Annotated in this window: 20 protein-coding genes; 10 read left to right on the top strand and 10 right to left on the bottom strand. The window is 73.4% G+C overall.

The annotated features are described in order from the left end of the window. Positions 1-154 precede the first annotated feature (154 nt). The 5 genes from nadA to fmdA all read left to right on the top strand — a co-directional run bounded on the left by nadA (position 155) and on the right by fmdA (position 8,156). Positions 155-1,207 (top strand): quinolinate synthase NadA, encoded by a 1,053-nt coding sequence (gene nadA / locus ACY8FT_RS08365; protein WP_462418473.1) that lies wholly within the window; start codon positions 155-157, stop codon positions 1,205-1,207. Then, positions 1,204-3,984 carry a carboxylating nicotinate-nucleotide diphosphorylase gene (gene nadC / locus ACY8FT_RS08360; RefSeq protein WP_462418472.1) on the top strand — a complete coding sequence of 927 codons (2,781 nt, stop codon included), beginning with the start codon at positions 1,204-1,206 and terminating at the stop codon, positions 3,982-3,984. Before nadA ends, nadC begins: the two co-directional genes overlap by 4 nt. A 9-nt stretch (positions 3,985-3,993) precedes the next feature. Then, the gene (tyrA, locus tag ACY8FT_RS08355) at positions 3,994-6,060 is read left to right on the top strand and encodes a bifunctional chorismate mutase/prephenate dehydrogenase (RefSeq protein ID WP_462418471.1); all 2,067 of its coding nucleotides are present in this window, start codon (positions 3,994-3,996) and stop codon (positions 6,058-6,060) included. 501 nt (positions 6,061-6,561) lie between these two features. Further along, positions 6,562-6,849 (top strand): FmdB family zinc ribbon protein, encoded by a 288-nt coding sequence (locus tag ACY8FT_RS08350; RefSeq protein ID WP_462418470.1) that lies wholly within the window; start codon positions 6,562-6,564, stop codon positions 6,847-6,849. Positions 6,850-6,902: 53 nt separating this feature from the next. Next, positions 6,903-8,156 (top strand): formamidase, encoded by a 1,254-nt coding sequence (fmdA, locus tag ACY8FT_RS08345; RefSeq protein ID WP_462418469.1) that lies wholly within the window; start codon positions 6,903-6,905, stop codon positions 8,154-8,156. Between the two features lie 28 nt (positions 8,157-8,184). Here the strand turns inward: fmdA and ACY8FT_RS08340 are convergent, their stop codons facing one another. After that, positions 8,185-10,989: an AfsR/SARP family transcriptional regulator gene (locus ACY8FT_RS08340; RefSeq protein WP_462418468.1), complete on the bottom strand. Its 2,805-nt coding sequence runs from the start codon at positions 10,987-10,989 to the stop codon at positions 8,185-8,187. Between the two features lie 278 nt (positions 10,990-11,267). Here ACY8FT_RS08340 and ACY8FT_RS08335 point away from each other — a divergent pair, with 278 nt between their 5' ends. Next, positions 11,268-12,527 (top strand): metal-dependent hydrolase family protein, encoded by a 1,260-nt coding sequence (locus tag ACY8FT_RS08335; RefSeq protein ID WP_462418467.1) that lies wholly within the window; start codon positions 11,268-11,270, stop codon positions 12,525-12,527. Positions 12,528-12,594: 67 nt separating this feature from the next. On the opposite strand, the gene ACY8FT_RS08330 is transcribed toward ACY8FT_RS08335, so the two are convergent. From ACY8FT_RS08330 to ACY8FT_RS08315, 4 genes are all read right to left on the bottom strand, one after another. Further along, complete coding sequence (locus ACY8FT_RS08330) at positions 12,595-13,758, bottom strand: hypothetical protein (RefSeq protein WP_462418466.1); 1,164 nt, start codon at positions 13,756-13,758, stop codon at positions 12,595-12,597. Between the two features lies 1 nt (position 13,759). Further along, positions 13,760-14,947, bottom strand: coding sequence for a M20 metallopeptidase family protein (locus tag ACY8FT_RS08325; RefSeq protein ID WP_462418465.1), 1,188 nt, complete (start codon positions 14,945-14,947; stop codon positions 13,760-13,762). Positions 14,948-15,114: 167 nt separating this feature from the next. After that, a complete protein-coding gene (locus ACY8FT_RS08320) occupies positions 15,115-15,378 on the bottom strand; it encodes a hypothetical protein (protein WP_462418464.1) in 264 nt (87 codons plus the stop codon). Positions 15,379-15,404: 26 nt separating this feature from the next. Further along, entirely contained in the window at positions 15,405-16,727 is a 1,323-nt protein-coding gene (locus ACY8FT_RS08315; RefSeq protein WP_462418463.1) for a M20 metallopeptidase family protein, read from the bottom strand. Between the two features lie 141 nt (positions 16,728-16,868). On the opposite strand from ACY8FT_RS08315, the gene ACY8FT_RS08310 reads away from it, so the two are divergent. Beyond that, positions 16,869-16,991 carry a hypothetical protein gene (locus ACY8FT_RS08310; protein WP_462418462.1) on the top strand — a complete coding sequence of 41 codons (123 nt, stop codon included), beginning with the start codon at positions 16,869-16,871 and terminating at the stop codon, positions 16,989-16,991. Next, positions 16,988-17,329, top strand: coding sequence for a type II toxin-antitoxin system HicB family antitoxin (locus ACY8FT_RS08305; protein ID WP_462418461.1), 342 nt, complete (start codon positions 16,988-16,990; stop codon positions 17,327-17,329). Before ACY8FT_RS08310 ends, ACY8FT_RS08305 begins: the two co-directional genes overlap by 4 nt. Before the next feature lie 3 nt (positions 17,330-17,332). Here the strand turns inward: ACY8FT_RS08305 and ACY8FT_RS08300 are convergent, their stop codons facing one another. Both ACY8FT_RS08300 and proB read right to left on the bottom strand, forming a co-directional pair. Then, a complete protein-coding gene (locus ACY8FT_RS08300) occupies positions 17,333-18,622 on the bottom strand; it encodes a glutamate-5-semialdehyde dehydrogenase (RefSeq protein WP_462418460.1) in 1,290 nt (429 codons plus the stop codon). Positions 18,623-18,750: 128 nt separating this feature from the next. Further along, positions 18,751-19,881: a glutamate 5-kinase gene (gene proB, locus ACY8FT_RS08295; protein WP_462418459.1), complete on the bottom strand. Its 1,131-nt coding sequence runs from the start codon at positions 19,879-19,881 to the stop codon at positions 18,751-18,753. 185 nt (positions 19,882-20,066) lie between these two features. Here proB and ACY8FT_RS08290 point away from each other — a divergent pair, with 185 nt between their 5' ends. Beyond that, positions 20,067-21,314, top strand: coding sequence for an MFS transporter (locus tag ACY8FT_RS08290; protein ID WP_462418458.1), 1,248 nt, complete (start codon positions 20,067-20,069; stop codon positions 21,312-21,314). A 34-nt stretch (positions 21,315-21,348) separates the two neighbouring features. Here the strand turns inward: ACY8FT_RS08290 and ACY8FT_RS08285 are convergent, their stop codons facing one another. Next, entirely contained in the window at positions 21,349-21,957 is a 609-nt protein-coding gene (locus ACY8FT_RS08285; protein WP_462418457.1) for a hypothetical protein, read from the bottom strand. 143 nt (positions 21,958-22,100) lie between these two features. Beyond that, complete coding sequence (locus ACY8FT_RS08280) at positions 22,101-22,928, bottom strand: hypothetical protein (RefSeq protein WP_462418456.1); 828 nt, start codon at positions 22,926-22,928, stop codon at positions 22,101-22,103. Between the two features lie 106 nt (positions 22,929-23,034). Here ACY8FT_RS08280 and ACY8FT_RS08275 point away from each other — a divergent pair, with 106 nt between their 5' ends. Further along, positions 23,035-24,390 (top strand): ISL3 family transposase, encoded by a 1,356-nt coding sequence (locus ACY8FT_RS08275; RefSeq protein WP_462418377.1) that lies wholly within the window; start codon positions 23,035-23,037, stop codon positions 24,388-24,390. Here the strand turns inward: ACY8FT_RS08275 and ACY8FT_RS08270 are convergent. Continuing rightward, a complete protein-coding gene (locus tag ACY8FT_RS08270) occupies positions 24,378-24,728 on the bottom strand; it encodes a hypothetical protein (protein ID WP_462418455.1) in 351 nt (116 codons plus the stop codon). The two genes, ACY8FT_RS08275 and ACY8FT_RS08270, sit on opposite strands and share 13 nt — an antisense overlap. Positions 24,729-24,752 lie beyond the last annotated feature (24 nt).

Below are 24,752 nucleotides of genomic sequence, written 5' to 3'. Positions count from 1 at the left end.
CGACCGGGGCACAGGTGCGCCCCCACTCCCACGTGCGCCACCCGCCCGCACCACGTGCACCCGCCCACCCTCATGCGTGCACCTCACCTCCGCTCGTGCCTTACCCTTGTGCTCACTCTGAGAATGTTCTCACCATGAACACAAGGGAGGGTCCATGACCGCCACCACCCCCACGCCGCTGGCCACGCCCCGCGTCCGCCGCCGCGCGAGCACCGCCGAGCACCTGGACGTCGCCGCCGCCGTCGAGGCCACCCGCGAGGAGTACGCGCGCGTCCGCCACGTGGTGCCCGAGGCCGAGTGGGCCACCTTCGCGCAGGACGTCGTGGCCATCCGCGAGCTCAAGCGCACCCGCGACGCGGTGGTGCTGGCGCACAACTACCAGACCCCTGAGATCTTCCACGGCGTCGCCGACCTGGTGGGCGACTCCCTGGCCCTGGCGCGGATGGCGCAGGAGGTCGAGGCCTCCACCATCGTGCTGGCCGGCGTGCCGTTCATGGCCGAGACCGCCAAGCTGCTCAACCCCGGCAAGACCGTGCTGGTGCCCGATGCGGGCGCCGGCTGCTCGCTCGCCGACGGCATCACCGTCGAGGACGTCCAGGGCCTGCGCGCCGCCCACCCCGGCGTGCCGGTGGTCACCTACGTGAACTCCAGCGCCGCGGTGAAGGCGGTCAGCGACGTCTGCTGCACGTCCGGCAACGTGGAGAGGATCGTCCGCCACCTGGGGGCCGAGAGGATCATCTGCGTGCCGGACGAGTACCTCGCGCGCAACGTCGCGGAGGCCACCGGCGTCGAGGTGATCACCCACCCCGCGCGCTGCGAGGTCCACGAGCGCTTCTCGGTGGCCGACGTGGAGCAGATCCGCGCCGAGCGCCCGGGCATCACGGTCATCGCTCATCCCGAGTGCCACCCGGACGTGGTCGCCGCCGCTGACGTGGCCGGCTCCACTGCCCAGATGCTCGACCACGTGCGCACCGAGAAGCCGGCACAGGTCGCGCTCATCACCGAGTGCTCGATGGCGGACAACATCCGCGCCGCGCAGCCGGAGACCGAGTACGTCCAGCCGTGCAACCTCTGCCCGCACATGCGACGCTCCACGCTGGCCGGCATCCGTGCCGCGCTGGAGACTGGCGGCCCCGAGGTGGTGCTGGACCCCGGGACGGCCGAGGGCGCCCGGCGCGCCGTCGAGCGGATGCTGGAGCTCTCGTGACCACGCCCGTCGTGGTGGTCGGGGCCGGGCTGGCCGGGATGGTGGCCGCCCTGCGGGTCGCGCCGCACCCGTGCGTGCTGGTCTCCCCGCAGGCGCCGGGGCGGGGTGGGTCCACCGAGCTCGCGCAGGGCGGGCTGGCTGCAGCAGTCGGTGCCGGGGACGATCCCGCGGACCACGCCGCGGACACGCTCACCGCGGGGGCCGGGCTGTGCGACGCGGCGACTGTGCGGCGCATCACGGCCGCCGGGCCGCATGTCGTGCGGCTGCTGGCGGACCTCGGCGTCGCCTGGGACCGCGCCGGGTCCGGGGCGGACGCCGAGGGGGCGGGCGCGGACGGCCGGGGCGCCGCCGGGGCAGGGGTTGCCTGGGCCCTGGGCCGCGAGGGTGGCCACGGGCGCCACCGCATCGTGCACGCGGGAGACCGCAGCGGCGCCGTCATCGCCGCCGCGCTGGCCGAGGCCGTGGCCCTCTCCGGGCACGTCACCCACCTGGCCGGCGAGGTCGTCGAGGTGGTGGTCGAGGCAGGAAGCGTCACCGGCGTGGTGGTGCGCGCCACGGAGCCTGATGGTGCGGGTTCGGGTCAGGGGGTCGGCCCGAACGACCGGTCCGACCGGCCCGGCCTGCAGCGGATCGCGACCGAGCGGGTCGTCCTCGCCTCCGGCGGGGCGGCCGGGCTGTTCCGCGACACCACCAACCCGGCCGGCAACCGCGGACGGGGCATGGTGCTGGCCGCCCGGGCCGGGGCGCGGCTGGCGGATCTGGAGTTCGTCCAGTTCCACCCGACCGCGCTGGATCTCACCGCGACCCCGGCGGGCCCGGACGCGGGCGGCCCGGCAGCTGGCCCCGGCGTCGACGGGGGTTCGCCGTCGACCCCGGCCGGTCGCCTCCCACTGCTCACCGAGGCCCTGCGCGGCGCCGGTGCGGTGCTGCGCGCGGACGGTGAGCGCTTCGTCGACGAGGTCGCACCCCGCGACGTCGTGGCTGCCGCCGTGCACGCCCAGCGTCTGGCGGGTCGTCGGGTCGAGCTCGACTGCCGCCGGGTCGACGGCCTCGAACGCTTCACGGCGCTGGCGGCCACCGCGGCCGCCGTCGGGCTGGACCCGCGCCGTCACGGCCTGCCCGTCTGCCCCGCTGCGCACTACACGATGGGTGGCGTGCTCACCGATCGCCGCGGGCGCACCGACGTGCCCGGGCTCTGGGCGGTCGGCGAGGTCGCGTGCACCGGGCTGCACGGTGCCAACCGGTTGGCGTCCAACTCGCTGCTCGAGGCCGTCGTGACCGGGGCCGCCACCGCGGCGGACGTCGTGGGTGCTGGCCCGGACGGCCGCGGCGCCGGTCCTGGCACCGAGTGCGGCAGCGATCGTGGCCCCGGCGCGAGCTGGCCCTTCGGCGACCCCGCCGAGCCGGAGGAGGAGCCCCCGCTGGATCCCGAGCGCACGATCGTCCCGGACGCCGACGACCTCGTGCTCGCCGCCCAGGGCACCCCCGCCGAGGGGGCCACCGACCCGCTGGCCGCCGACCCGCTGGCCGCCGACCCGCCCACCACCGACCCGCTGGCCGCCGACGCGCTCGTCTCGCAGCTGCTCTCCACGCACGCCGGGGTCGCCCGGACGCCGGAGGGCGTGAGCGCCGCCCTCCGGGCGCTGGCGCACCGGCCCGGCCCGGACGCGCTGTTCGGCCGGCTGCTGCTCCGTTCGGCGCTGCGGCGCACCGGGTCCGTCGGCGGTCACCGGTGGGCGGAGGCCCCGGCCGCCCCGCACGCCGCGGAGCTCGCGACTCCGGGGGCGGCCCGATGCAGCCCTTCTCGCCCCCCCCGCCCCCCCGCCCGCGCCCGGACTTCGCTCCCCAGCGCCCCGGCCTCACCCTCCAACACCGCCGCCCCGCGCCCGCGCGAGGTCGACGCCGTCGTGGCCGCCGCGCTCGCTGAGGACCTCGGCGCCGGCGGGGACGTCACCGCGCGCGCCACCATCCCGGCCGGTGCCACGGGCGCGGCGCTGGTCGTGGCTCGCGAGAAGGGCGTGGTCTCGGGGCTCGACTTCGTCGTCGCCGCCTACGAGCAGGTGGACCCGCGGGTGCAGGTCGAGCTGCTCGCCGCCGACGGCGACCGCGTCGCGGTCGGAACCGCCCTGGCACGGGTCGCCGGCCCCTCGCGCGGCATCGTGACCGGTGAGCGGGTGGCGCTGAACCTCCTGGGTCTGCTCAGCGGCGTGGCCACGGCGACGGCACGGCTCGTCGACGAGGTCGCTGGCACCGGCACCCGCGTGGCCGACACCCGCAAGACGGTCCCCGGCCTGCGCGCCGCGCAGAAGCGGGCGGTGCGGCACGGTGGCGGGGTGAACCACCGCCTCGGGCTCCACGACGCGGTGATGGTGAAGGACAACCACATCGCGCTGGCCGGCGGTGTGACCGCGGTGCTGGAGCGGCTGGCTGACGGGCCCGACGCCCCGGGCCACATGGTCACCGTCGAGGTGGAGGTCGACACCCTCGAGCAGTTGGAGGAGCTGGCGGCCTTCGAGTCTGCCCGCATCGAGGCCGGTTCCCGCCCGCTCGTGGGTGTCGTGCTGCTCGACAACATGGGCCCTGACCAGGTGCGTCACGCCGTGGAGCTGCTGCGCGAGGCGCACCTGCACCCGGTGGTCGAGGTGTCCGGCGGGGTCACTGTCGGCGGGCGCGCCCGGGCGCTGGCCGAGGCCGGTGCGGACGTGCTCTCCTCCGGTGCCCTCACGCACTCGGCCCGGTGGCTGGACGTGGCGCTGGAGGACGAGCCGGCCTCCTAGACTCCCGGCATGGAGCCGACCCAGCCCGCCCGCCGCACCGTCGTCGTGGGAGGAGCGGGTGCGCTCGGCTCCCGGTTCGTGGAGTGGTTCCGCGCCGAGGGCGACCTGGTGCAGGTCATCGACCCCGCAGCCCCCGCGGGACCTGGACCGGACGGCCTGCCCGTGGCCATCCCGGTGCCCGACCCGCAGGCCGACGCCGCCGCCCTGGCCGCCGCGGACCTCGTGCTCGTGGCGGTGCCGATCTTCGCCGTCGAGCAGGTGGTGGCCGACCTGCCGCCGCTGGCCCCGCACGCTCTCCTGGCCGATGTCACCTCGGTGAAGGCCCCGGCCCTGCAGGCGATGCTGGAGGCTCACCCGGGCCCGGTCGCCGGGCTGCACCCGATGTTCGGGCCGGACGTCGCGAGCCCGGCCGGCGAGGTGGTCGTGCACAGTCCAGGGCGCGGCGACGTGCAGTGGCTGCTGGACCGCATCGAGGGCTGGGGCTGCCGCGTGGAGACGGTCGAGGCGCCCGAGCACGACCGCCTCATGGGGGTGGTGCAGGCGCTGCGGCACACGGTGACCTTCGCCTACGGGGCCGACCTGCGCCGCGAGGGGGCGGACCTGGACGCGCTCCTCGCGCTCTCCTCGCCCATCTACCGCACCGAGCTGATGATGGTGGCCCGCCTGTTCGCGCAGGACGCCGGGCTGTACCACGACATCATCACCGCCAGCGACGCGAACCTCGATCTGCTGCAGCACTTCCACACCACGCTGGGGGAGGTCGTGCAGAAGCTGCGGGCCGGCGACCGGGACGCCTTCCTGGAGGAGTTCGAGGCCGTGCGCGAGTACTTCGCCGGCCACTCCGAGGCGTTCCTGGACGAGAGCCGGGGGCTGCTCGCGGCGGCCAAGGCGCAGCGGGCCGAGGCGCGTGACGAGGCCGGCGAGGTGCTGGGCGCCCGGGCCCGTCGGGGCGAGGGGCCGCTGCCGCCCACCGGTCCGGCGGACCCGGACGAGCTGGCCGAGCGGCTGGCCCCCCACCGGGCGGAGATCGACCGCATCGACCGCGAGCTGCTGCGGCTGGTGAACGAGAGGGCGACGCAGGCGCGCGCCATCGGCACGCTGAAGGGGACCGGCGCGGCCTACCGGCCTGAGCGCGAGGCGCAGGTGCTGCGCGGGCTGGTGGAGCGCAACCCGGGCCCGCTGCCGGACGACGCGGTGCGGCGGGTGTTCCGCGAGGTGATGAGCGAGTGCCTGGCCGTGGAGCGTCCGCTGACGGTGAGCTACCTCGGGCCGGCCGGGACGTTCACCGAGCAGGCGGCCGTGCGGCACTTCGGTGGGGCGGCGCGGCCGGTGCCCGCGGCCAGCCTGGACGAGGTGCTGCGCGAGGTGGAGGCCCGGCAGTCCGACTACGCGGTGCTGCCGGTGGAGAACTCCACCGAGGGCGCCGTCGGGCGGGCGCTGGACCTGCTGGCGCGCAGCCCGCTGCAGGCGGTGGGCGAGGTGCGGCTGCGGATCGTCCACCACCTCATGGGGCTCGGTCCGGCCGAGGGGGTGCACCGGGTCTACGCGCACCCGCAGGCGCTGGCGCAGTGCCAGGAGTTCCTCACGCGGCACCTGCCCGCCGCGGAGCGGATGCCGGTGAGCAGCAACGCCGAGGCCGCGCGGCTGGTGGCCGAGCTGGCGGCGCGGGGCGTCACGGACGTGGCGGCGCTGGGGCCGGAGGGCGCGGCCGCGCTGTACGGGCTGGACGTGCTGCAGTCCGGGGTGGAGGACGACCCGGAGAACACGACCCGCTTCCTGGTGCTGGGGCACGAGTCGCCGCCGCCGAGCGGGCACGACCGCACGAGCCTGGTGGTCTCCCCGCCGCGCACGGACCGCGACGGCGCGCTGCTGGACATGCTGAAGCCGCTTGCCGCCCACGGGGTCTCGATGACCAAGCTCGAGTCCCGGCCCATGCGCGGCGTGCTGTGGCAGTACCTCTTCTACCTGGAGGTGGACGGCCACGCCGAGGACCCGACCGTGGCCTCGGCGCTGGCGGAGCTGCGCGACCAGGCGGTGTTCTTCAAGCTGGTCGGGAGCTTCCCCCGCGTGGACTGAGGGCGCCGGGCGTCCAGCCCGTACAGCGAGGCCGCGCCCTCGCTTCCCGCGCGTGGACTGGGCGGTGCCGGGTGGCGCCCGGGGCGAGCCGCGGGGACTGGGCGGTGCCGGGCAGCGCGCATGGACTGTGGGCAGGCACGGGGTGGGGCGGATGGCTCTCCGCCTCCCACACATCGGGCGGGTGGCTCCTCGGTGCCGGGCGGTGCGTAAACCACGCCGACGTGCCGAAACCGGCGTTCCGGGGCCTGTCCCAAGGCAGCGGATCCTGAACCCAACGCGGTGGAGTGCGGGGTAGCTCGGGAAGGTGTGGGGTGACTCGCCGTGGACGCCGCGTCGGCCCGCACTTTCCCGCGTTGGGTTACGGGGTGCCGGGTTGCCGCTCCGGGTTGCCGGGCCGTCCCGCGCCGGGCCCCACCCAACCCGCCCCGGCACGCGCTTGCCGCGAACCCCACCCGGGTCTAGGTTCGGGAGGACGAAGCCCACCACCGGGAGGAGCCCGTCGTGCCGCTGTACGCCGTCCGTTGCGCGGAGTCGCACGAGTCCGAGGTGACCATCCCGCTGGCGCAGGCCGACGACCCGATCGCCTGCCCCGACTGCGGCGCCACCGCCCGCCGGCTGTTCACCTCCCCGCGCCTGGGCCGGGGCAGCGATCCGAGGGCCCGCCTCATCGAGTCCACCGAGGCGACGGCGCAGAACCCGCAGGTGGTCAGCTCGGTCCCGGGCGCCGGCAACCGCCGCCCCACGCCGGTCAGCCAGGACCCGCGCCACGCGAAGCTGCCGAGGCCCTGAGTCCCCAGAACTCCGCCTCGGGACCCCGGGGCGGCCCCCGGAAGGAGCACGAGATGCCGAAGAACATCTTCCCGCTGGACTCCGCCAAGTCCTTCACCGAGCAGGAGAAGCTGGGCCACAACCGCTGGCACCCGGAGATCCCGCCGGTGGTCACCGTCAAGCCCGGCGACACCTTCCGGGTGGACTGCCGCGAGTGGTTCGACGGCTTCATGAAGAACGACGACTCGGCCGAGGACATCCGCGACGCCCCGCTGGACAAGGTGCACACCCTCTCCGGTCCGTTCCGCATCGAGGGCGCCAAGCCCGGTGACCTGCTGGTGGTCGACATCCTCGACGTGGGCCCGATCCCGCAGGAGGAGGGCCCGCTCGCCGGCCAGGGCTGGGGCTACACCGGCATCTTCGCCAAGAAGAACGGCGGCTCCTTCCTCACCGACGAGTTCCCCGACGCGTACAAGGCCGTCTGGGACTTCACCGGCCAGACCGCGACCTCCCGCCACGTGCCGGGCGTCAGCTTCACCGGCATCATCCACCCGGGCCTGATGGGGACCGCTCCCTCGGCCGACCTGCTCGGCAAGTGGAACACCCGCGAGGCCGCGCTGATCGCCACCGACCCCGAGCGCGTGCCGCCGCTGGCCCTGCCGCCGCAGCCGAAGGACGCGATCCTCGGCGGCGTGCCGGAGGGCGACCACGACCGCGTCGCCGGCGAGGCCGCCCGCACCGCCCCGCCGCGCGAGAACGGTGGAAACCAGGACATCAAGAACCTCTCCAAGGGCACCCGCGTCTTCTACCCGGTGTACGTCGACGGCGCGAACTTCTCCGTCGGCGACCTGCACTTCAGCCAGGGCGACGGCGAGATCACCTTCTGCGGCGGCATCGAGATGGGTGGCTACATCGACTTCCACGTCGACGTCATCCCCGGCGGCATGGAGAAGTACGGCGTCACCGAGAACGCGATCTTCATGCCCGGGAACGTCGAGCCGCGCTACAGCGAGTGGCTCAGCTTCTCCGGCACCTCGGTGACCCTCGAGGGCGAGCAGAAGTACCTCGACTCGCACCTGGCCTACCAGCGCGCCTGCCTGCACGCGATCGACTACCTGAGCACCTTCGGCTGGTCCAAGGAGCAGGCCTACCTGCTGCTCGGCGCCGCGCCGATCGAGGGCCGCTTCTCGGGCGTGGTGGACATCCCGAACGCCTGCGCCACGGTGTACCTGCCCACCGAGATCTTCGACATCGACATCCGGCCCACCGCCGGTGAGGTGCCGAGGATCGACCCGGGCATCGGCGCCCCGCGCGCCACGGTCGCCTGACCGGGCCCGCCCCGGTCCCCGGCGGCGGTCAGCGTTCGTCGATCCGCTCGCCGGGGGTCCACAGCCGGGGTGCCGTGGCGTCGTACGGCCCGCGCGTACCGGGCCGCCCGACCGACGCGTAGAACGCCTCGGAGCGCTCCTGCGCGGAGCGCTCCGCCTCCTGGTCGCCCTGTGCCGCGTACAGGTCGACCAGGTCGCGCAGGGCCCGGGCCACGCAGCCCGGGTCGTCGATCTCCTGCAGCAGCCCCACCGCCCGCTGCAGGTCCGCGGCGCCCTCGTCCACCCGGCCCAGCAGGGCCAGGGTCTGCCCCCGGCCGCGCAGCGCCAGCCCGAGGCGGTGGTCGTCCTCGCCGCGTGCGGCCTCGACGATCGCCTCCTCGTAGCTCTCCAGCGCCTCCTCGTGGCGCCCGGCGGCCACGTGCAGACCACCGGCCACCGAGAGGCCCGCAGCCCGGATGCGGGGGACCGTGCTGGCCGCCACCGCCTCCGCGTGCTCCAGGGCCTCCTCGGGGCGGTTCAGCTCCCGGGCCGCCGTCACCAGGTGCAGGCGGGCCAGGCACACGCCGCGGTGGTCGTCCTCGGCGGTGAACAGCTCCAGCGCCTGCCGGGCGAGCATCTCCCCGGCCTCGTGGCGGGTCCGGTACAGCTGCAGGTGCGCCCGCGCGCGGATCATGCGGGCGCGCGCGATCCGCATGCCGGCCGTGCGCTCGGCCTCCGGCACGCGCTCCAGGGCGGCCAGCGAGACCTCGGTGGTGCGGCCCCAGTCGGTGTGCAGCCACTCGTAGTCGTGGAAGGGCAGCATCGCGCCGGTGAGCGATGCCGCGAGCTCCGGCCAGCCCTGCTCGGCGGCCAGCTCCACCGCGCCGGCCAGGCCGTGGCGCTCGGTGCGCATCCAGGTGCGCGGGTCCTGCAGCGAGCGCAGGGTCCCGGCGTTCAGGTCGGTCGCCGGTGCCGGGACGCGCTCGTCGGCGGCGGGGTCCAGCAGCAGCGGGTCGTGCAGGCTGGGCGGCAGCGAGGCGGAGGCCTGGTGCGCCAGCGCCCACCAGGTGCTCACCAGGCGCCGGGTGGCCGTGCGCACCACCTCGGGGTCCAGGCGGGAGGCCCGGTCCCGCGCGACCGCCCGGGTGAGCGTCTGCAGCGTGTACCGCGCGTAGCCCGGGGCCGCGGAGCCGACCTCCACCAGCAGGTTCGCCTCGACCAGGGCCTCCACGACGGTGAACCACTGCCGGGTGCCGGTCAGGGCGCCGACGGCCCAGCCTGGGAAGGAGTCCTCGTCCAGCAGCGGCAGCAGGTCGAAGGTGGTGCGCGCCAGCGGCGGCAGGTCGGCCAGCAGCATCTCGATGCCGGAGCCCAGGTCCAGACCGCTGGCGGCCAGGTGGGGCAGCAGCAGGTCGGTGCTTTCCACGAGGTCCAGCACCCGGGCCAGGTCCCAGCCGGGGTTCGCGCGCAGCTTGCTGCACACCAGCTGCAGCAGCACGGGGTGGTTGCCGCAGGCCTCGGCCACGGCGCGGGCCCGGTCCTCCTGCGGCGTCACCCGCTCCGAGCCGAGCGCGGCCTCGAGCAGGGCCAGCGAGTCCGTGGTCTCCAGCGGCCCCACCGGCACGTGCTGCACGCCGCCGGACCCGGGGAAGGCGCGCTGGCTGGTCACCAGGGCCACGCCTGCCCCGCGGGGCATCACCTGCTCCAGGAAGCCGGGGCCGGGCACGTCGTCGATCACCACGAGCGCCCGACGGGTGGCCAGCGCCTTGCGCCAGGCCGCCTGGCGGGCGATGAGGCTCTCCGGCACCGCCTGGCGCGGCATGCCGGACTGCGCGAGCAGGTCCTCGAGCACCTCGGCGGCGGACTGCTCGGTGGGGCGCCCGCCGTGGGCGGAGACGTAGTACACGCCGCCGGGGAAGCCCGAGCTCACCCGGTGGGCCCCCTGCACCGCGAGCGCGGACTTGCCCATGCCGAAGGGGCCGTGCAGCACCACCCGGGCGGTGCTGGACGAGAGGGCCCGCTCCATCTGGTCCAGGTGCCAGGTGCGGCCGACGAAGATGGGGACCGGCGGCGGCAGGTGCCCGCGGGGCTGGTCGTCGGCCCCGGGGTCGCCCGCGTTCGGTCCGGTCTCCCCGCGCAGGATGCGGGTGTGCAGGGCCAGGATCTCCTGCGAGGGGTGCACGCCCAGCTCGTCGCGCAGGGTCCTGCGGAGGCGGGAGAAGGTCTCCAGCGCCTCGGCCCGGCGGTCGGCCCCGGCGAGCACCGTCATGAGCGCCGACCACGCGTTCTCGCGCAGCGGGTTCAGCGCCACCAGGCGCTCCAGCTCGGCCACGGCCCGGGACGGCTCGGTGGTGCCGACGAGCTCCCAGTAGGTCTCGCACAGCGCCAGGTGGGTGCGCTCCAGCTGCACCGCCAGGCCGGCGGCCCGGGTGCCGGGGGCGGCGTCGGGGAAGGGGGCGTCGCGCCACAGGGCCAGGGCGGCCTCGAACTCGGCCCGTGCCTCGGCCGGGCGCCCCTGCGTCAGGGCCTCCTGCCCGCGGCGGTGGTGGGCGCGGAAGTCCTCCAGGTCCACGTGCACCCCGTCGCCCAGGCGGTAGGCGCCGGCGGTGTGCACGACGACCGAGCCGTCGTCCGGGAAGGCCCGGCGGATGCGGGAGCAGCACCCCTGCACCTGGTTGTCGGCGCTCTTGGGCGGGTTGTCGCCCCACAGGGCGTTGATGATCTCGGGCACCGGCACGGGACGGCCCTCGGCGGCGGCGAGCAGCTCCAGCAACCGTCGTTCGCGCAGGGGGAAGGCGTGGTTCTCCCCGTCCCCCCGCCGGGCCTCGAGGGGGCCCAGCACCACCAAATGCATCCGTCGTCCTCCCGGCCCCTGTGATGTGCTTCTGGGCACACTAGTCAACGGCGGCGCCCCGCCCCTGCGACGACGGTCGCAGGAACGGGGCCGGGGGTCCTCCGGGGGGGGGGGGGGGGGGGGGAGAGGGCCGGGGGCTCAGCTCTCCAGCGGAACGCCTGCGCGGGAGGCGATCTCCTGTCCCAGGGTGCGTGCGCCGTAGCTGCGGGAGCTCGCGCCCCGGCAGGCCGGACTATGGTGCGAAGGATCCACCCGGATCACGCCCACAGGAGGCCGCCGTGTCCCAGCAGAATGCAACCTTCGTCCTGACCGGGGGCCGCGTGTTCGACGGCACGCGGTTCCTCGACGGTCCCCACGACGTCGTGGTGGCCGACGGTCGCATCACCTCCGTGCAGCCCACCGCCGGCGACCCCGCCAGCGGCACCGGCGACGCCACCGCAGCCGACCAGCCGCGCGTGGACGCCACCGGCCAGGTGGTGCTGCCGGGTCTCATCGACTGCCACGTGCACGTGAACGCCGAGCGCGCCGGCTCCCTGGAGGCGGTCCACGAGCCGTTCTCGATGGAGTTCTTCCAAGCCGTGCGCAACCTGCGGGACACGCTGGCCACCGGCATCACCGCGGCCCGCGACGCCGGCGGGGCCGACCTCGGCGTCAAGCGTGCCGTCGAGCAGGGGCTCGTCGAGGGGCCGGAGCTCGCCGTCGCCGTGCAGGTGATCGGCCAGACCGGCGGCCACGGCGACCACCGCGCGGTCTCGGGGGCGGACCTGCCCTTCTTCCAGCAGCACCCGGGGCGGCCGCGCAGCATCGCCGACGGGCCGGACGACTTCCTCAAGCTCGCCCGGGAGCTCTTCCGCGCCGGCGCTGACCAGATCAAGGTGTGCACCACCGGTGGCGTGCTCTCGCCCACCGACGACCCGCGGCACAGCCAGATGCTTCCGGCCGAGATCGAGGCCGTGGTGGCCGAGGCGACGGCCCAGGGCAGTTACGTCATGAGCCACGCCCAGGGCAGCGAGGGCATCAAGAACGCCCTGCGCGCCGGGGTCCGCTCCGTCGAGCACGGCATCTACCTGGACGACGAGGCGATCGACCTGTTTCTGGAGAAGGACGCCTTCCTGGTGCCCACCCTGCAGGCCCCGCTGGAGGTCATCCGCGGCGCCGAGTCCGGGGCGGTGTCGCTGGCGCCTGCGGTGGTCGCCAAGGCCCGCCGGGTGGTGGACACGCACAAGGAGTCCATCGCCCGGGCCGTCGAGAGCGGCGTGCGCATCGCGATGGGCACCGACGCGGGCGTCGGCGTGCACGGCACCAACCTCGAGGAGCTCGGCCTGCTGCAGGAGGTGGGCATGTCCCTGGAGGACGTGTTGACCGCCTCCACCGCGACCGCGGCCGAGCTGCTGCAGCGCGACGACCTGGGCCGCATCCGCCCCGACGCGACGGCGCACCTGGTGGCGCTGCCGGAGGCCGACCTGGAGCGCATCGGCGAGTTGCGGGCCGGGGACCTGCGCGTCTGGAAACACGGCCTTGAGGTGGCGACCGCCTGAGGGCGGCCTCCCGCGCACGACGAGGGGCCCGTCAACACACCGGTGACGGGCCCCTCGTGCGGGTAGCTCAGAGCGTGGAGACCAGCACGCTGGCGATGACGATGGAGCCGGCGCTCACCGAGGTGAACCCGCCCACCAGCATCGGCGGCAGGATCTGGCCGAGCGCGCGATCCTGCACCTCCGGGTCGTCCGAGGCGCTGCGCGAGACCTCCTGGCTGACGATGAAGTCGCCGGGGAAGCCCATCATCGTGGTGAGGGCCACCGGCACGCCCAGCCGCCAGTCCCAGCCCACCAGGCGGGAGACGACGAAGCCGCCGAGCACCACGCCCAGCAGGCCGAGGAGCAGGATGGCCACCACGGCGGCCAGCGAGTCGACGATCTCCTGCATCGAGGCCAGGGCCAGCGGCGCCATGACCGCCGCGATCACACCGGTCATGGCCGGGGTGAAGGCGTTCGCGCGGTCCAGGGCGCGCTGCGGCAGCAGACCCAGCCAGGCCAGCAGGATGCCGGCGCCCAAGCCCCAGAGGCTGTAGCTGATGCCGGTCAGCTCACCGACCCACCAGGCGACCGCACCGACGCCGACCACCAGGAAGAACAGGATCGGCTGGCTGGCGACGAAGCTGGCGGGGATCTTCAGCCGCGAGTCGTCGGTCTCCTCCAGGCTGAACCCGGCCGGGGCACCCTCGGAGACCTCCGGGCCGCCCCGCACGATCCGCTGGGCGTACTGGCGCAGCAGCAGGTTGGACAGCGGCATGGCCGGCAGGAACTGCAGCATGAGGATCAGCGGCGGGATGGTGGCCAGCGCGGCCCGGTCGGCCGAGTTCAGGCCCTCCACCGTCAGCAGGGTGGAGACGGTGCCGCCGGCCACGGGACCGGCGCCCGCCACGGCCGCGCCGTAGCCGAACAACATCGTGACGATCGGCAGGATCAGCGCGCAGGCCCCCACCATCGCGCCGACGGCGATGAGCACGGACTTGTAGTTGGTCTTCAGCACCGACAGGGGCAGCAGCGTGCCCATGTGCACCATGACCGCCGGGGTCAGGATGGCGCTCATCGCCACCAGCGAGGAGGACTCGACGATCTCCTTGGGGAACAGGCCCAGCTGCACGGCCACGACGAGGGCCAGCAGGGCCACCAGCATGGACGGCACCCGGGCGCGGGTGACGATCGAGACGACCTCACCGAGCGCGATGGCGCCCAGGATGGCCGTTGCGGCGTAGATGGCTTCCATGTCACTGCTCCTGTGCGAGGTGGTTCAGGGCCAGGTCGGCCAGCACGGCCGCCTGGGTGGGCAGCACCGCGTCGTCGAAGAGCACGAGCGGGGAGTGGTTGTAGGCGGCGGTCGCGGGGTCGACGTCGTCGGGGCTGGCGCCGAGGAACAGGAAGGTGCCGGGCACCTCCTGCGCGACGAAGCTGAAGTCCTCCGAGCCCATCAGCGGGGTGTCGCGCTCGATCACGCGCTCGGCGCCCAGCAGCTCGCGCGCGCCGGCGACGGCGCGGGTGGTCTGGGCCGGGTCGTTGACGGTGACCGGGTACTCCTCGATGAAGTCGACCGTCGCCGTGCAGTGGTGGGCCTCGGCCACGCGCTCGGCCAGGTGCTGGGCCTCCTCGCGGAAGGTCTCCAGACCCTCGCGCGAGAGGGTGCGCACGGTGGCGCCGAGGGTGGCCGACGGCGGGATGACGTTGATCGCCTCACCGGCCGAGAGCGTGGTGATGGAGGCGACCACCGGGTCGAACACGCTGATGCGCCGGGTGACGGCCACCTGCAGCTGGGAGCCGAAGTCGAGCAGGGCCGGCACGGGGTCGACCGCCTCGGTGGGGGTGGACCCGTGACCGCCCCGGCCTTGGAAGGTGACGTGCAGCTCGTTGGCACCGGCCAGCGCCGTGCCGGTGCGGTACTGCAGGTGGCCGCGCGGGCCGGGGAAGACGTGGAGGGCGTAGGCGCCGGTCACCTCGTCGCCGGCCGCGTCGAGCAGGCCCTCGTCCAGCATGTACCTGGCGCCGCCGAGGATCTCCTCGCCCGGCTGGAACATGAACACCACGCTGCCGTGGAGCTCGTCGCGGCGCGCGGCCAGCAGACGGGCCGCGCCCACCAGGCCGGCGACGTGCAGGTCGTGCCCGCACGCGTGCATCGCGCCGTTGGTGGAGCGGTAGGGCAGGTCGTTCTCCTCGGTCACCGGCAGCGCGTCCATGTCGCCGCGGAGGATCACCGCGGGGCCGGGGTGGCTGCCGCGCAGCACGGCGACCACGCTGCTGAGCGAGTCACCGGTGGTGATCTCCAGCGGCAGGTCGGCCAGGGCGTCGAGCACGCGCTGCTGGGTGCGGGGGAGGTCGAGCCCCACCTCGGGGTCGGCGTGCAGCGCGCGGCGCAGGGCGACCAGGTCGTCGGTCAGGGCATCGGCGTCGGACAGGAGGCTCATGGGTGCTCCTTCTGCTCGGGAACCCCGAGTCTGGGGGCTGGAGCAGGAGGGGTGGTGCCCGGAGCCGGCCTCGTGACTGAATTGTTACGCGAGAGCGTATGACCATGTGGCAGGTGCCACATCCGTGCGGGCTGGGCGGCCGGCGACGGCGCGCGGTGGTGGCGCGGTCAGACGGTGCCGCGCTCCTCCTCGTCGGGCTCGATCTCCTCCGGGTCCTGCAGGGCGAGGCCGACCGCCAGGGTGATGCCCGCCAGGCCGGCGCAGATGATCAGCGAGCCCCACCCCTCGGTGCTGCGGAAGGAGGGCCAGTGCCCACCCAGCACCCACCAGGAGAGGAAGAAGACCACGAGTGCGGCGATGCTGGCGCCGGCGACCCGCTTCTGGCGGCGCTCCGCGGGCGTCGAGCGGGGGAGGTCGTCCGGGCTGTCCATGCCCAGAGATTACGCGGCGAGTGGCCTCAGCTGGGGGTGCCGCCGCCGAGGAGGTGCTGGGCGGCCAGGCCACCGGCGGCCACGAGGGTGAAGAAGCCCAGCGGGATCGGCAGGCAGCACCCGCCCACGGCCACGCGGGGCGCCGCCCGGCCCCAGGTGCGGGGCTCGGCGGCCAGGTGCCCGAGCGCCAGGTCGGCCAGCATCGCGGCCATGGTGGGCAGCGCCGCGTCGTCGAACAGCACCTGCGGGGAGTGGTTGAACGCGGCCGTCGCGGGGTCCACGCCGTCGGGGCTGGCGGCGACGTAGAGGAAGGTGCCGGGCACCTCCTGGGCGACGAAGCTGAAGTCCTCCGAGCTCATCCGCGGAGTCTCGCGCTCGGTCACGCGGTCGGCGCCCAGCAGCGCCCGCACGCGCTCGACGGCCGCGAGGGTCTGCGCGGGGTCGTTGAGGGTGGCCGGGTACTGCTCGCGCAGCTCGGCAGTCACCGTGCAGCCGTGCGCGGCGGCGATCCCCTCGGCCAGGTCGCGCACCAGCTCGCGGGCGGCCTCCAGTCCCTCAGGGGAGAGGGTCCGCACCGTGCCGGAGAGCGACGCCTCGGGCGGGATGACGTTGATCGCCCCGCCGCTGACGTCCACCTGTGTGATGGAGGCGACCATCGGGTCGAACACGCTGATGCGCCGCGTGATCGCCACCTGCAGCTGGGAGCCGAAGTCGAAGAGCGCCGGCACCGGGTCGATCGCCCCGCTCGGCTCGGAGCTGTGGCCGCCGCGGCCGTGGAAGGTGACGTGCAACTGGTTGTTGCCGGCCATGGCCGGGCCGGTGCGGTACTGCACGGTGCCGCGCTCGCCGGGGAAGACGTGCAGCGCGTAGGCGCCGGTCACCTCGTCGCCGGCGGCGTCGAGCAGCCCCTCGCGCACCATGTGGCGCGCCCCGCCGACGCTCTCCTCGCCCGGCTGGAACATGAGGATCACGGAGCCATGGAGCTCGTCGCGGCGCTCGGCCAGCAGCCGGGCGGCACCCACCAGAGCAGCGGTGTGCAGGTCGTGCCCGCAGGCGTGCATCGCGCCGTTGGTGGAGGCGAAGGGCAGCCCGGTGTCCTCGGCCATGCCCAGGCCGTCCATGTCCGCGCGCAGGACCACCGCCGGGCCCGGGTGCTCACCGCGCAGCACGGCCACGATGCTGGTGAGCGACTCCCCGGTGGTGACCTCCAGCGGCAGGCCGTCCAGGGCGTCGAGCACCTGCTGCTGCGTGCGCGGCGTCTGCAGGCCCACCTCCGGGTCGGCGTGCAGCGAGCGGCGCAGGGCGGTCAGGTCGTCGGCCAGGGCCTCGGCATCGGCCAGCAGGGTCATCGCGGCTCCTTCGGGCGGGCCTCCCAGTGTGGTGGTCGGCACCGCCGGGGGCCAGTCCCGCGCAACGTGCGGTATGCCGACCTCATGAAGGTGTGCGAGCACCACTTCGGGCCCCCGCGGAGGTCGGGCGGCTTGCATGCGGTGTTCAAGACCCCGTGGCCGGGTGACCCCCGCGTCAACATCCAGGACGACCGAGGGAAGGCGAAGACCTACCAGGTGCGGCAGGTCCTCGCCGCGATCGACAAGAAGGAGGCAGGAGCATGAAGACGGTTCCCGACGTGACGCACTACGGGTACACCGTGGCCTGGTCCGAGGAGGACCAGGAGTTCGTGGCCACCTGCTGGGAGATGCCGTCCCTGTCGTGGCTGGCCGAGACGCAGGAAGAGGCGCTTGCCGGGCTCCGGCAGGTGGTCGCCGAGACCGTCGAGGACATGGTGGCCGAGGGTGAGGAGGTGCCCGAGCCGCTGGCGACCCGCCGGTACTCGGGCAAGCTCAACCTGCGGTTGGGGGAGCACCTGCACCGACAGCTGGCCATGGGGGCGGCCCAGGAGCACCTCAGCCTGAACCAGTACCTCGTCCGGAGGCTGTCCGGAACCCCCTGACGCTCAGCGCACCTGGCCGTCGCCCTCCACCACCCACTTGGTGGTCGTCAGCTCGGGCAGTGCCATCGGGCCGCGGGCGTGCAGCTTCTGGGTGGAGATGCCGATCTCCGCGCCGAAGCCGAACTCCCCGCCGTCGGTGAAGCGGGTGGAGGCGTTCACCAGCACGGCGGCGGCGTCCACCTCGGCCGTGAACTGCCGCGCGGCGGCCCGGTCGCCGGTGACGATCGCCTCGCTGTGCCCGCTGGTGTGCTCCTGCACGTGGGCGATGGCGGCATCGAGGGAGTCCACCACCCGCGTCGAGATGTCCGCGGAGAGGAACTCGGTGTCGTCGTCCTCGTCCGAGATCGGCACGTACTCCGCGCCGGCCGCCCGCGCGTACCCCTGCATCGCCTCGTCGCCGTGCACGGTCACCCCGGCGGCGGCGAGCTCGGCCATGATGCCCGGCAGCGTCGCCTCGGCGGCGTCGCGGTGCACCAGCAGCGACTCGGCCGCGTTGCACACCGAGTTCCGGTGGGTCTTGGCGTTGGTGACGATCGCGACCGCCATCGCCGGGTCGGCCGCCGCGTCCACGTAGACGTGGCAGTTGCCGGTGCCGGTCTCGATGACGGGGACGGTCGACTCGGTGACCACCGTCTGGATGAGGCTCGCGCCGCCGCGGGGGATCACGAGGTCCACCAGTCCGCGGGCGGTCATGAGCGCCCGGGCGGCGTCGCGGCCGCCGTCGTTCAGCAGGTTCACCGCGTCGGCGGGCAGGTCGAGCTCGGACAGCGCGGCGCGCAGCACCTCCACCAGGGTGGCGTTCGTGCGGGCGGCGGCCGAGCCGCCGCGCAGGATCACCGCGTTGCCGCTCTTGAGTCCCAGCCCGGCGGCGTCGACGGTCACGTTCGGGCGGGCCTCGTAGATCATGCCGACCACGCCCATCGGCACGCGCAGCTGCCGGATCTGCAGGCCGTTGGCCAGCGTGGAGCCACGCACCACCTCACCGACCGGGTCGGGCAGACCGGCGACGTCGCGCAGCGCCGCGGCCACGGCGTGCACACGGTCGACGTCGAGCGTCAGCCGGTCCAGCAGGTTCTCCGCCAGGCCCTGCTCACGGCCGCGCGCCAGGTCCTCGCCGTTGGCGGCGACCACCTGCTCGGCGGCGGCGTCGACGGCATCGGCCAGCGCCATCAGGGCGGCGTCCTTCTCCGCGCGGGTCAGCAGCGCGAGGCGGCGGGCGGCCACTCGGGCGCGGCGGGCCACCTCGTGCACCTGCTCGGTGACCGCGGGGTCGATGGGGGCGGTGTTCGTCATCGCGGGGCTCCTCGGGTGCGGGTGCGCGGTTCGGGGGTTCGCGCGCGGGGTTCGTCCGGGCGTCGGGTGGTACGAGTCGGCGCAGGCCGGTGGCGTGCTGTCGGCGCGGCCGGTGGTCGCGGCGCGGTTCAGAGCACCACGAGGTCGTCGCGGCGCACCACCGGGCGTCGGCTGGCCGGCACGCCGCGCGGTCGTCCGACGTCCAGCCCGTGCGGCAGACGCTGGCCGATGAGCGGGCGCAGCTCGAGCGCGTCGTAGCCGGAGAGCCCGCGTGCGACGACGTGGCCGTCCGGGGCGCACAGGTCGACGGTGTCGCCGGCGCGGAACCGCCCCTCGATGCGCGTGATGCCCACCGGCAGCAGCGACGTCTGCCGGGCGACCACGGCCTCGACCGCGCCGCCGTCGAGCACCAGCCGGCCCGTGCTGCGGGTGGCGTGGGCGATCCACTGGCGGCGGGCGGGGCTGCGCCGGCCGGTCGGGGTGAAGAAGGTGCCCACGTCCTCGCCGGTCAGGGCCTGCTCGGCCTGCGCGGCGCTGGTCAGCACCACCGGGATGCCCTCCTCGGCCGCCAGTTGGGCCGCGGACAGCTTGGTCGCCATGCCGCCGGTGCCCACCGCCGAGCCGATGCGGGAGACATCGACGCCGCCCACGTCATCGGGCCCGGCGACGTGCGGGATGCGCTGGGTGCCGGGCTCGTCGGGGTGGCCGTCGTACAGGGCGTCCACGTCCGAGAGCAGCACGAGGGCGTCGGCGTCCACCAGCTGTGCCACCAGGGCGGCCAGGCGGTCGTTGTCGCCGAAGCGGATCTCGTCGGTGGCCACCGTGTCGTTCTCGTTGACGATCGGCAGGACGTCGAGCTCCAGCAGGCGCTCCAGGGTGCGCGAGGCGTTCACGTAGTGGTTGCGGCGGTGCAGGTCGGCGGCGGTCAGCAGCACCTGGCCCGCGCGGACCCGGTGCAGGCCCAGCGCGTGGGTGTACTCGGACATCAGGGCGCCCTGGCCCAGGCTCGCGGCGGCCTGCTGGGTGGCCAGGTCGCTCGGGCGGCGCTCCAGGCCCAGGCCGGGCAGGCCGGCGGCGATCGCACCGCTGGAGACCAGCACCACCTGGCCGCCGTCGCGCACGCGGCGGGCCAGCACCCCGGCGATGGAGTGCAGCAGCGCCCCGTCGACGCCACCGCCGGGGGCGGTGAGTGAGGAGGAGCCGACCTTGACGACCACGCGGCGCGCGGTCGACAGCGTCTGGCGGGTGGGCTCGTTCATGGAGGAATGGTAATCCATTGGGGTGAATGACCATGCAGGCGGGGGCGTGCTGCGGGGTGCGGGGTTGGCAATGTGGTGTGGGTGGCGTGGTCGTGGCCGAGCGGGCGGCTCGTGCCGGGAGGGGGCCGACCGCTTCCGGGAGCACCCCGGTCTCCGCCGGAGGGCCGCTGGCTATGGTCGGCCGCGTGACCACCTCTTCCGCCGCCGCCACCTGGGAGGGGCACGAGAAGGGCACGCCGGAGTACCGCCGCATGCAGTGGGCGCTGTTCGCCGCCGGGGTCGCCTGCTTCGCCCAGCTCTACTCCCCGCAGGGGGTGCTGCCGCTGCTGGCGGTCGACCTGGGCGTCACCGCCTCGCAGGCCTCACTGGCGGTCTCGGCGGCCACCATCGGGCTGGCGCTCTCGGTGCTGCCGTGGTCGCTGGTGGCCGACCGGATCGGGCGGCTCACCTCCATCCGTATCGCCCTGGTGGGCGGCACCGGGCTGGGGATGGTGGTGCCCTTCTGTCCGTGGTTCGAGCTGATGCTCGTGCTCCGCGTGCTCGAGGGCGCGGCCCTGGGCGGGGTGGCGGCGCTCGCGGTGGCCTACCTGGGGGAGGAGGTCACCGCGAGCGCGGCTGCGGTGGCCGCAGGCACCTACGTGGCCGGCACCAGCCTCGGCGGCCTGATGGGGCGCATCGTCGCCGCCCCGGTGGGTGACTGGCTCGGGTGGCGGGCCGGCGTCTCGTCCGTGGCCGGGCTGGCGGCGGTGGCGGTCATCGCGTTCTTCGTGCTGCCGCCGCAGCCGCAGGGGTTCCGGGCGCAGCGGTCGTCCGTGAGGCGGGTGGCGGGCATCTGCCGGGACCACCTGCACCGGCCGGGGCTGGTGGCCGTGTACGCGCAGGCGTTCCTGCTGATGGGCGGGTTCGTGGCCATGTACAACTACCTGACCTTCCGGCTGGAGGGGGCGCCGTACGGGTTGTCGGTCGGTGCGGCGAGCCTGCTGTTCCTGGCGTACCTGTCGGGCACCTGGTCGGCGCGGGTGGCTGGCGGGCTGGCCGGGCGTTGGGGGCGGCTGCCAGTGATGCTCGGGTCGACGGCGTGCATGGTGGCCGGGGCGCTGGTGACGCTGGCGGTGTGGCTGCCGATGGTGATCGTGGGGTTGGTGCTGTTCACCGCCGGTTTCTTCGGGGCGCACTCGGTCGCGTCCGGGTGGGCCGGGGCCGCGGCCGAGCACGGACGCTCGCAGAGCACGTCGCTCTACACGCTGGCGTACTACGCGGGGAGCTCGGTGGTCGGGTACGCCGGTGGGTTCGCCTTTACCGGGATGGGGTGGGGTGGGTTGGTCGCGGTGATCGTCGGGTTGGCCGTCGGGGCAGGCGTGTGGGCGGTGGTGGCGTTGGGTCGGGAGTGGGTGAGGGGGGACGCAGTGGTGCGACGCCGAACCCGATGTTGAGCAGAGTTGATGGTGACGCGGGCCTACCAACGACTCACAGGAGGCTCCGAAGGAATTGTCGCCAACCGCTGGATTTGGGTTCGGATTTCGCGGTGGGGCTCCCGTCGGGATTGAAGTGATGAGCCCGGAGTAGGCCATCGAGGGCCCGGTAGTAGGCCTGCCTGCGAGAGGAAGAGCAGGATGCTGCGAGGAATTTTATGACGCCGATGAGGTAGCGAACAAGCGCCAGACCTATGAGGGCATGGCTCAGTGTGATGAGGGCTCTCGCCGCCGGAGCGCTTCCGGGGTCAGCCCAGAAGTACCCTCCGGCCGCTGCGGCCACCGCGACAAGGGCCAGCCAGAGGCTCGCGGTGAGGTGTGCTCTGACTCTCATGCCGGGGCTCATCAGGTCTGCGTTCAGCCATCGCTCAACGGCCCGTCTATCTACGGCCGCAGTGCGATCTCGAGCCTGCTGGGCGTTGAGCGATGCTGGGCTTAGCGTGATTCGACGCCGTTCCTTGGCGAGATCCGAAACGATGTCGTTGAGATCCTCGGGGCTCCAAGGCCGTCGTCTGCTGATCCAGCTCACGCCGGCCAAGAGCACGCCTGAACCCAGTTCCCATGCTTTGATCCATTCGTTCGGGCTCATGGTCACGTCTGCCATGTCTGCAGGTAAGCAGAAGGCTCCGACAACCTTGCGGGCTCTCACGGTAATCGAGGGACTCACAGGTCTACTGCCACGCACTGGTGGGCGCCGAAGCGACCACGCCCCCTGCGGTGCGGCCCATGGGTCCAGCGGCTAGTCACCTACTCGCGCCGTGGGAATGGCTCAACCTGGGGCCAAGGCGAGTCCAGGCCAATGTGTCCAAGAGGATCGATGTCACTGTGGTGCGGGATGACCTGGCCCTCTTGCGGTGTCCAGTCGGTGATGGGTAGGTAGCGGTGCAGGGGCAGGAATGTCGTCTTCTGTGCCGGATTCTGCCAGCGGTCCAGTCGTGCCTTGTGGAAGGAGGATGGGGTGATGCCGTCCACGATCAGAACCCCCTCGACGTCCTTCCCCAGCATTGGTGGGGGAGGGGTGAAGAGCCCGCTATTGACCCTTCTCGCTTCGTCAGCAGCCAGCGCGCCGTCGTGTTCTGTGAGGGGTATTTCCAGTTCGCCGTAGAGGGTGTTCGTGGTATGCCAGTGATCGTGATCGAGAATATGAGTTCCAACGGCGATGACGAGTGGGGCGTCAAGCTGGCCGTAGGCGCCGGCCTTCTTCCGGACGACTTTGCGCAGGGTGGGAGCATGGTCGACGATTTGAACACCGCCGTCCGAGACTATGCCCACGATGGAGTGGTCCTCCCGCCCCCGGCAGTCGCGACCGGCGGGGAAGGCAGACACGGTGGTGGTCCAGCCCTCATCGGACCAGGTCATTCTTGGGCGCTGCTCCACGGCGCCTTCTGTGTCCGGGTCTAAGGACGACAACCACTGATCGATAGCGGCGCGCAATCTCCGCCCTGCTGCGGGCCGATCGCCGACGGTGAGCTGTTCGACCCACAGGTAGAAGTCCTTGTTCGTGGATCGTTGCAAGGAGTCCAAGAAGTCTTGGCGGCGTCTGCCCCGCCCGCCGTCAGCGTCTGCAGCGTTCATGGTGGTTGCTTCGAGGTAGAACCGAACACCATGGCGGCTCTTCCGATCTGAGGGTGTAGCAGTGGTGGTGTGACCGGGCCGAGGTAGGGGTCGAGGTCCCCTGATGATGGGGGTTCCTACACCGACCCGACCAGAAGACCTCGACGTGCGTGAACTTACCTTTGATGCCCCTGATCTGACGACCTTCGCCCGCCTGGACGAGCTTGGCCTCGTTGCGGTTGGCCAGCGCGTGGAGCCTGACCGGGCGGTGCTGGAATGCCGGGTGGTCGCGGGCGATGACGACGCGTTCTGCCGGCACTGCGGGGCCGAGGGCGCCGCGCGGGGCACGGTGACCCGGCAGCTGGCGCATGAGCCGTTCGGGTGGCGGCCCACCACGCTGCTGATCCGGGTGCGTCGCTTCGGCTGTCAGGCGTGCCGGCGGGTGTGGCGCCAGGACACCACTGCGGCGGCGGACCGGCGGGCGAAGCTGTCGCGTGCAGCGGTGCGGTGGGCGCTGGTGGCCCTGGTGACCCAGCACCTGACTGTCGCCAGGTTGGCCGAGGCTCTGGGAGTGGCCTGGGACACCGCCAATGACGCGGTCCTGGCCGAGGGCCGACGGGTCCTGATCGATGACCCCACCCGGTTTGACGGCGTCACCGTGGTCGGAGTGGACGAGCACGTCTGGCGCCATACCCGAAGCGGCGAGAAGTACGTCACCGTCGTCATCGATCTGACCCCGATCCGCGACGGGACGGGTCCAGCACGCCTGCTCGACATGGTCCAGGGGCGATCGAAGAGCACTTTCAAGACCTGGCTCGCTGCCCGCACCCAGGCATGGCGCGACAGGGTGGAGGTGGTGGCGATGGACGGGTTCACCGGGTTCAAGACTGCTGCGGCCGAGGAGCTCCCCGACGCGGTCGCGGTGATGGATCCCTTCCACGTGGTCCGGCTCGCTGGTGACGCCCTGGACCGTTGTCGCCGACGGGTCCAGCAAGATCTCCACGGCCACCGCGGCCGGGCCGGCGATCCGCTCTACTGCGCGCGGCGGACCCTGCACACTGGCGCCAACCTGCTCACCGACAAGCAGGCCCGCAGGATCGAGTCCCTGTTCGCCGACGAGGAGCACGTCGAGGTCGAGGCGACCTGGGGCATCTACCAACGCATGATCGCCGCCTACCGCCACCCAGACCGGCGCGAAGGCCGGGCACTGATGACCGCCGTGATCGACTCGGTGACTCGTGGCGTTCCCACCGCCCTGAGCGAGCTCGTCACGCTCGGGCGGACGCTGACCAAGCGGGCCGAAGACGTACTCGCATTCTTCGACCTGCCGGGCACGAGCAACGGCCCGACCGAGGCGATCAACGGCCGCCTCGAGCACCTCCGAGGGTCCGCCCTCGGCTTCCGCAACCTGACCCACTACGTCGCCCGATCCCTCCTCGAAGCCGGCGGCTTCAGACCACGACTACACCCTCAGATCGGATGAGCCACCATGGCCTGACACCAGGAAATCAGGGTGGTGGGGCTATCCATGAGATCTGGGTGTGGAAGCATTTTGAATCCACCACGGCGGAGCATCTCGTGGAGGAAGAGTTCGAGGAGGGCGGCTGCGCCGACTTGGGTGTTCTCCCTCAGCCGCTCGCGGAGATCTGATCGCCCCTGCCTCGGGTACTCCCGGTACCAAGCTTCGGCCACATCGCGGACCTGCGCCCCGTACTGGCCACTGACGCGGTCGAGAAAGCTGAAAGAGCCTTCGTTCCACCGGGAGGGTGAGGGGTCAGACCGGTCCCGATCGCTGAAGATGGTGTCGCGGTGCCCGTTCATATGGTTCCCGTGCTGCTGCGAGGT

Source organism: Kytococcus sp. Marseille-QA3725 (assembly GCF_054950055.1).
This window is presented reverse-complemented; position numbering and strand designations above follow the sequence as displayed.

Bases quoted from the DNA above. Each gene is read 5' to 3' on its own strand.
- nadA (WP_462418473.1), top strand. From the start codon at position 155: ATGACCGCCACCACCCCCACGCCGCTGGCCACGCCCCGCGTCCGCCGC.
- tyrA (WP_462418471.1), top strand. From the start codon at position 3,994: ATGGAGCCGACCCAGCCCGCCCGCCGCACCGTCGTCGTGGGAGGAGCG.
- fmdA (WP_462418469.1), top strand. From the start codon at position 6,903: ATGCCGAAGAACATCTTCCCGCTGGACTCCGCCAAGTCCTTCACCGAG.
- ACY8FT_RS08340 (WP_462418468.1), bottom strand. From the start codon at position 10,989: ATGCATTTGGTGGTGCTGGGCCCCCTCGAGGCCCGGCGGGGGGACGGG.
- ACY8FT_RS08330 (WP_462418466.1), bottom strand. From the start codon at position 13,758: ATGGAAGCCATCTACGCCGCAACGGCCATCCTGGGCGCCATCGCGCTC.
- ACY8FT_RS08325 (WP_462418465.1), bottom strand. From the start codon at position 14,947: ATGAGCCTCCTGTCCGACGCCGATGCCCTGACCGACGACCTGGTCGCC.
- ACY8FT_RS08320 (WP_462418464.1), bottom strand. From the start codon at position 15,378: ATGGACAGCCCGGACGACCTCCCCCGCTCGACGCCCGCGGAGCGCCGC.
- ACY8FT_RS08315 (WP_462418463.1), bottom strand. From the start codon at position 16,727: ATGACCCTGCTGGCCGATGCCGAGGCCCTGGCCGACGACCTGACCGCC.
- ACY8FT_RS08305 (WP_462418461.1), top strand. From the start codon at position 16,988: ATGAAGACGGTTCCCGACGTGACGCACTACGGGTACACCGTGGCCTGG.
- ACY8FT_RS08300 (WP_462418460.1), bottom strand. From the start codon at position 18,622: ATGACGAACACCGCCCCCATCGACCCCGCGGTCACCGAGCAGGTGCAC.
- proB (WP_462418459.1), bottom strand. From the start codon at position 19,881: ATGAACGAGCCCACCCGCCAGACGCTGTCGACCGCGCGCCGCGTGGTC.
- ACY8FT_RS08285 (WP_462418457.1), bottom strand. From the start codon at position 21,957: ATGGCAGACGTGACCATGAGCCCGAACGAATGGATCAAAGCATGGGAA.
- ACY8FT_RS08280 (WP_462418456.1), bottom strand. From the start codon at position 22,928: ATGAACGCTGCAGACGCTGACGGCGGGCGGGGCAGACGCCGCCAAGAC.
- ACY8FT_RS08275 (WP_462418377.1), top strand. From the start codon at position 23,035: ATGGGGGTTCCTACACCGACCCGACCAGAAGACCTCGACGTGCGTGAA.
- ACY8FT_RS08270 (WP_462418455.1), bottom strand. From the start codon at position 24,728: ATGAACGGGCACCGCGACACCATCTTCAGCGATCGGGACCGGTCTGAC.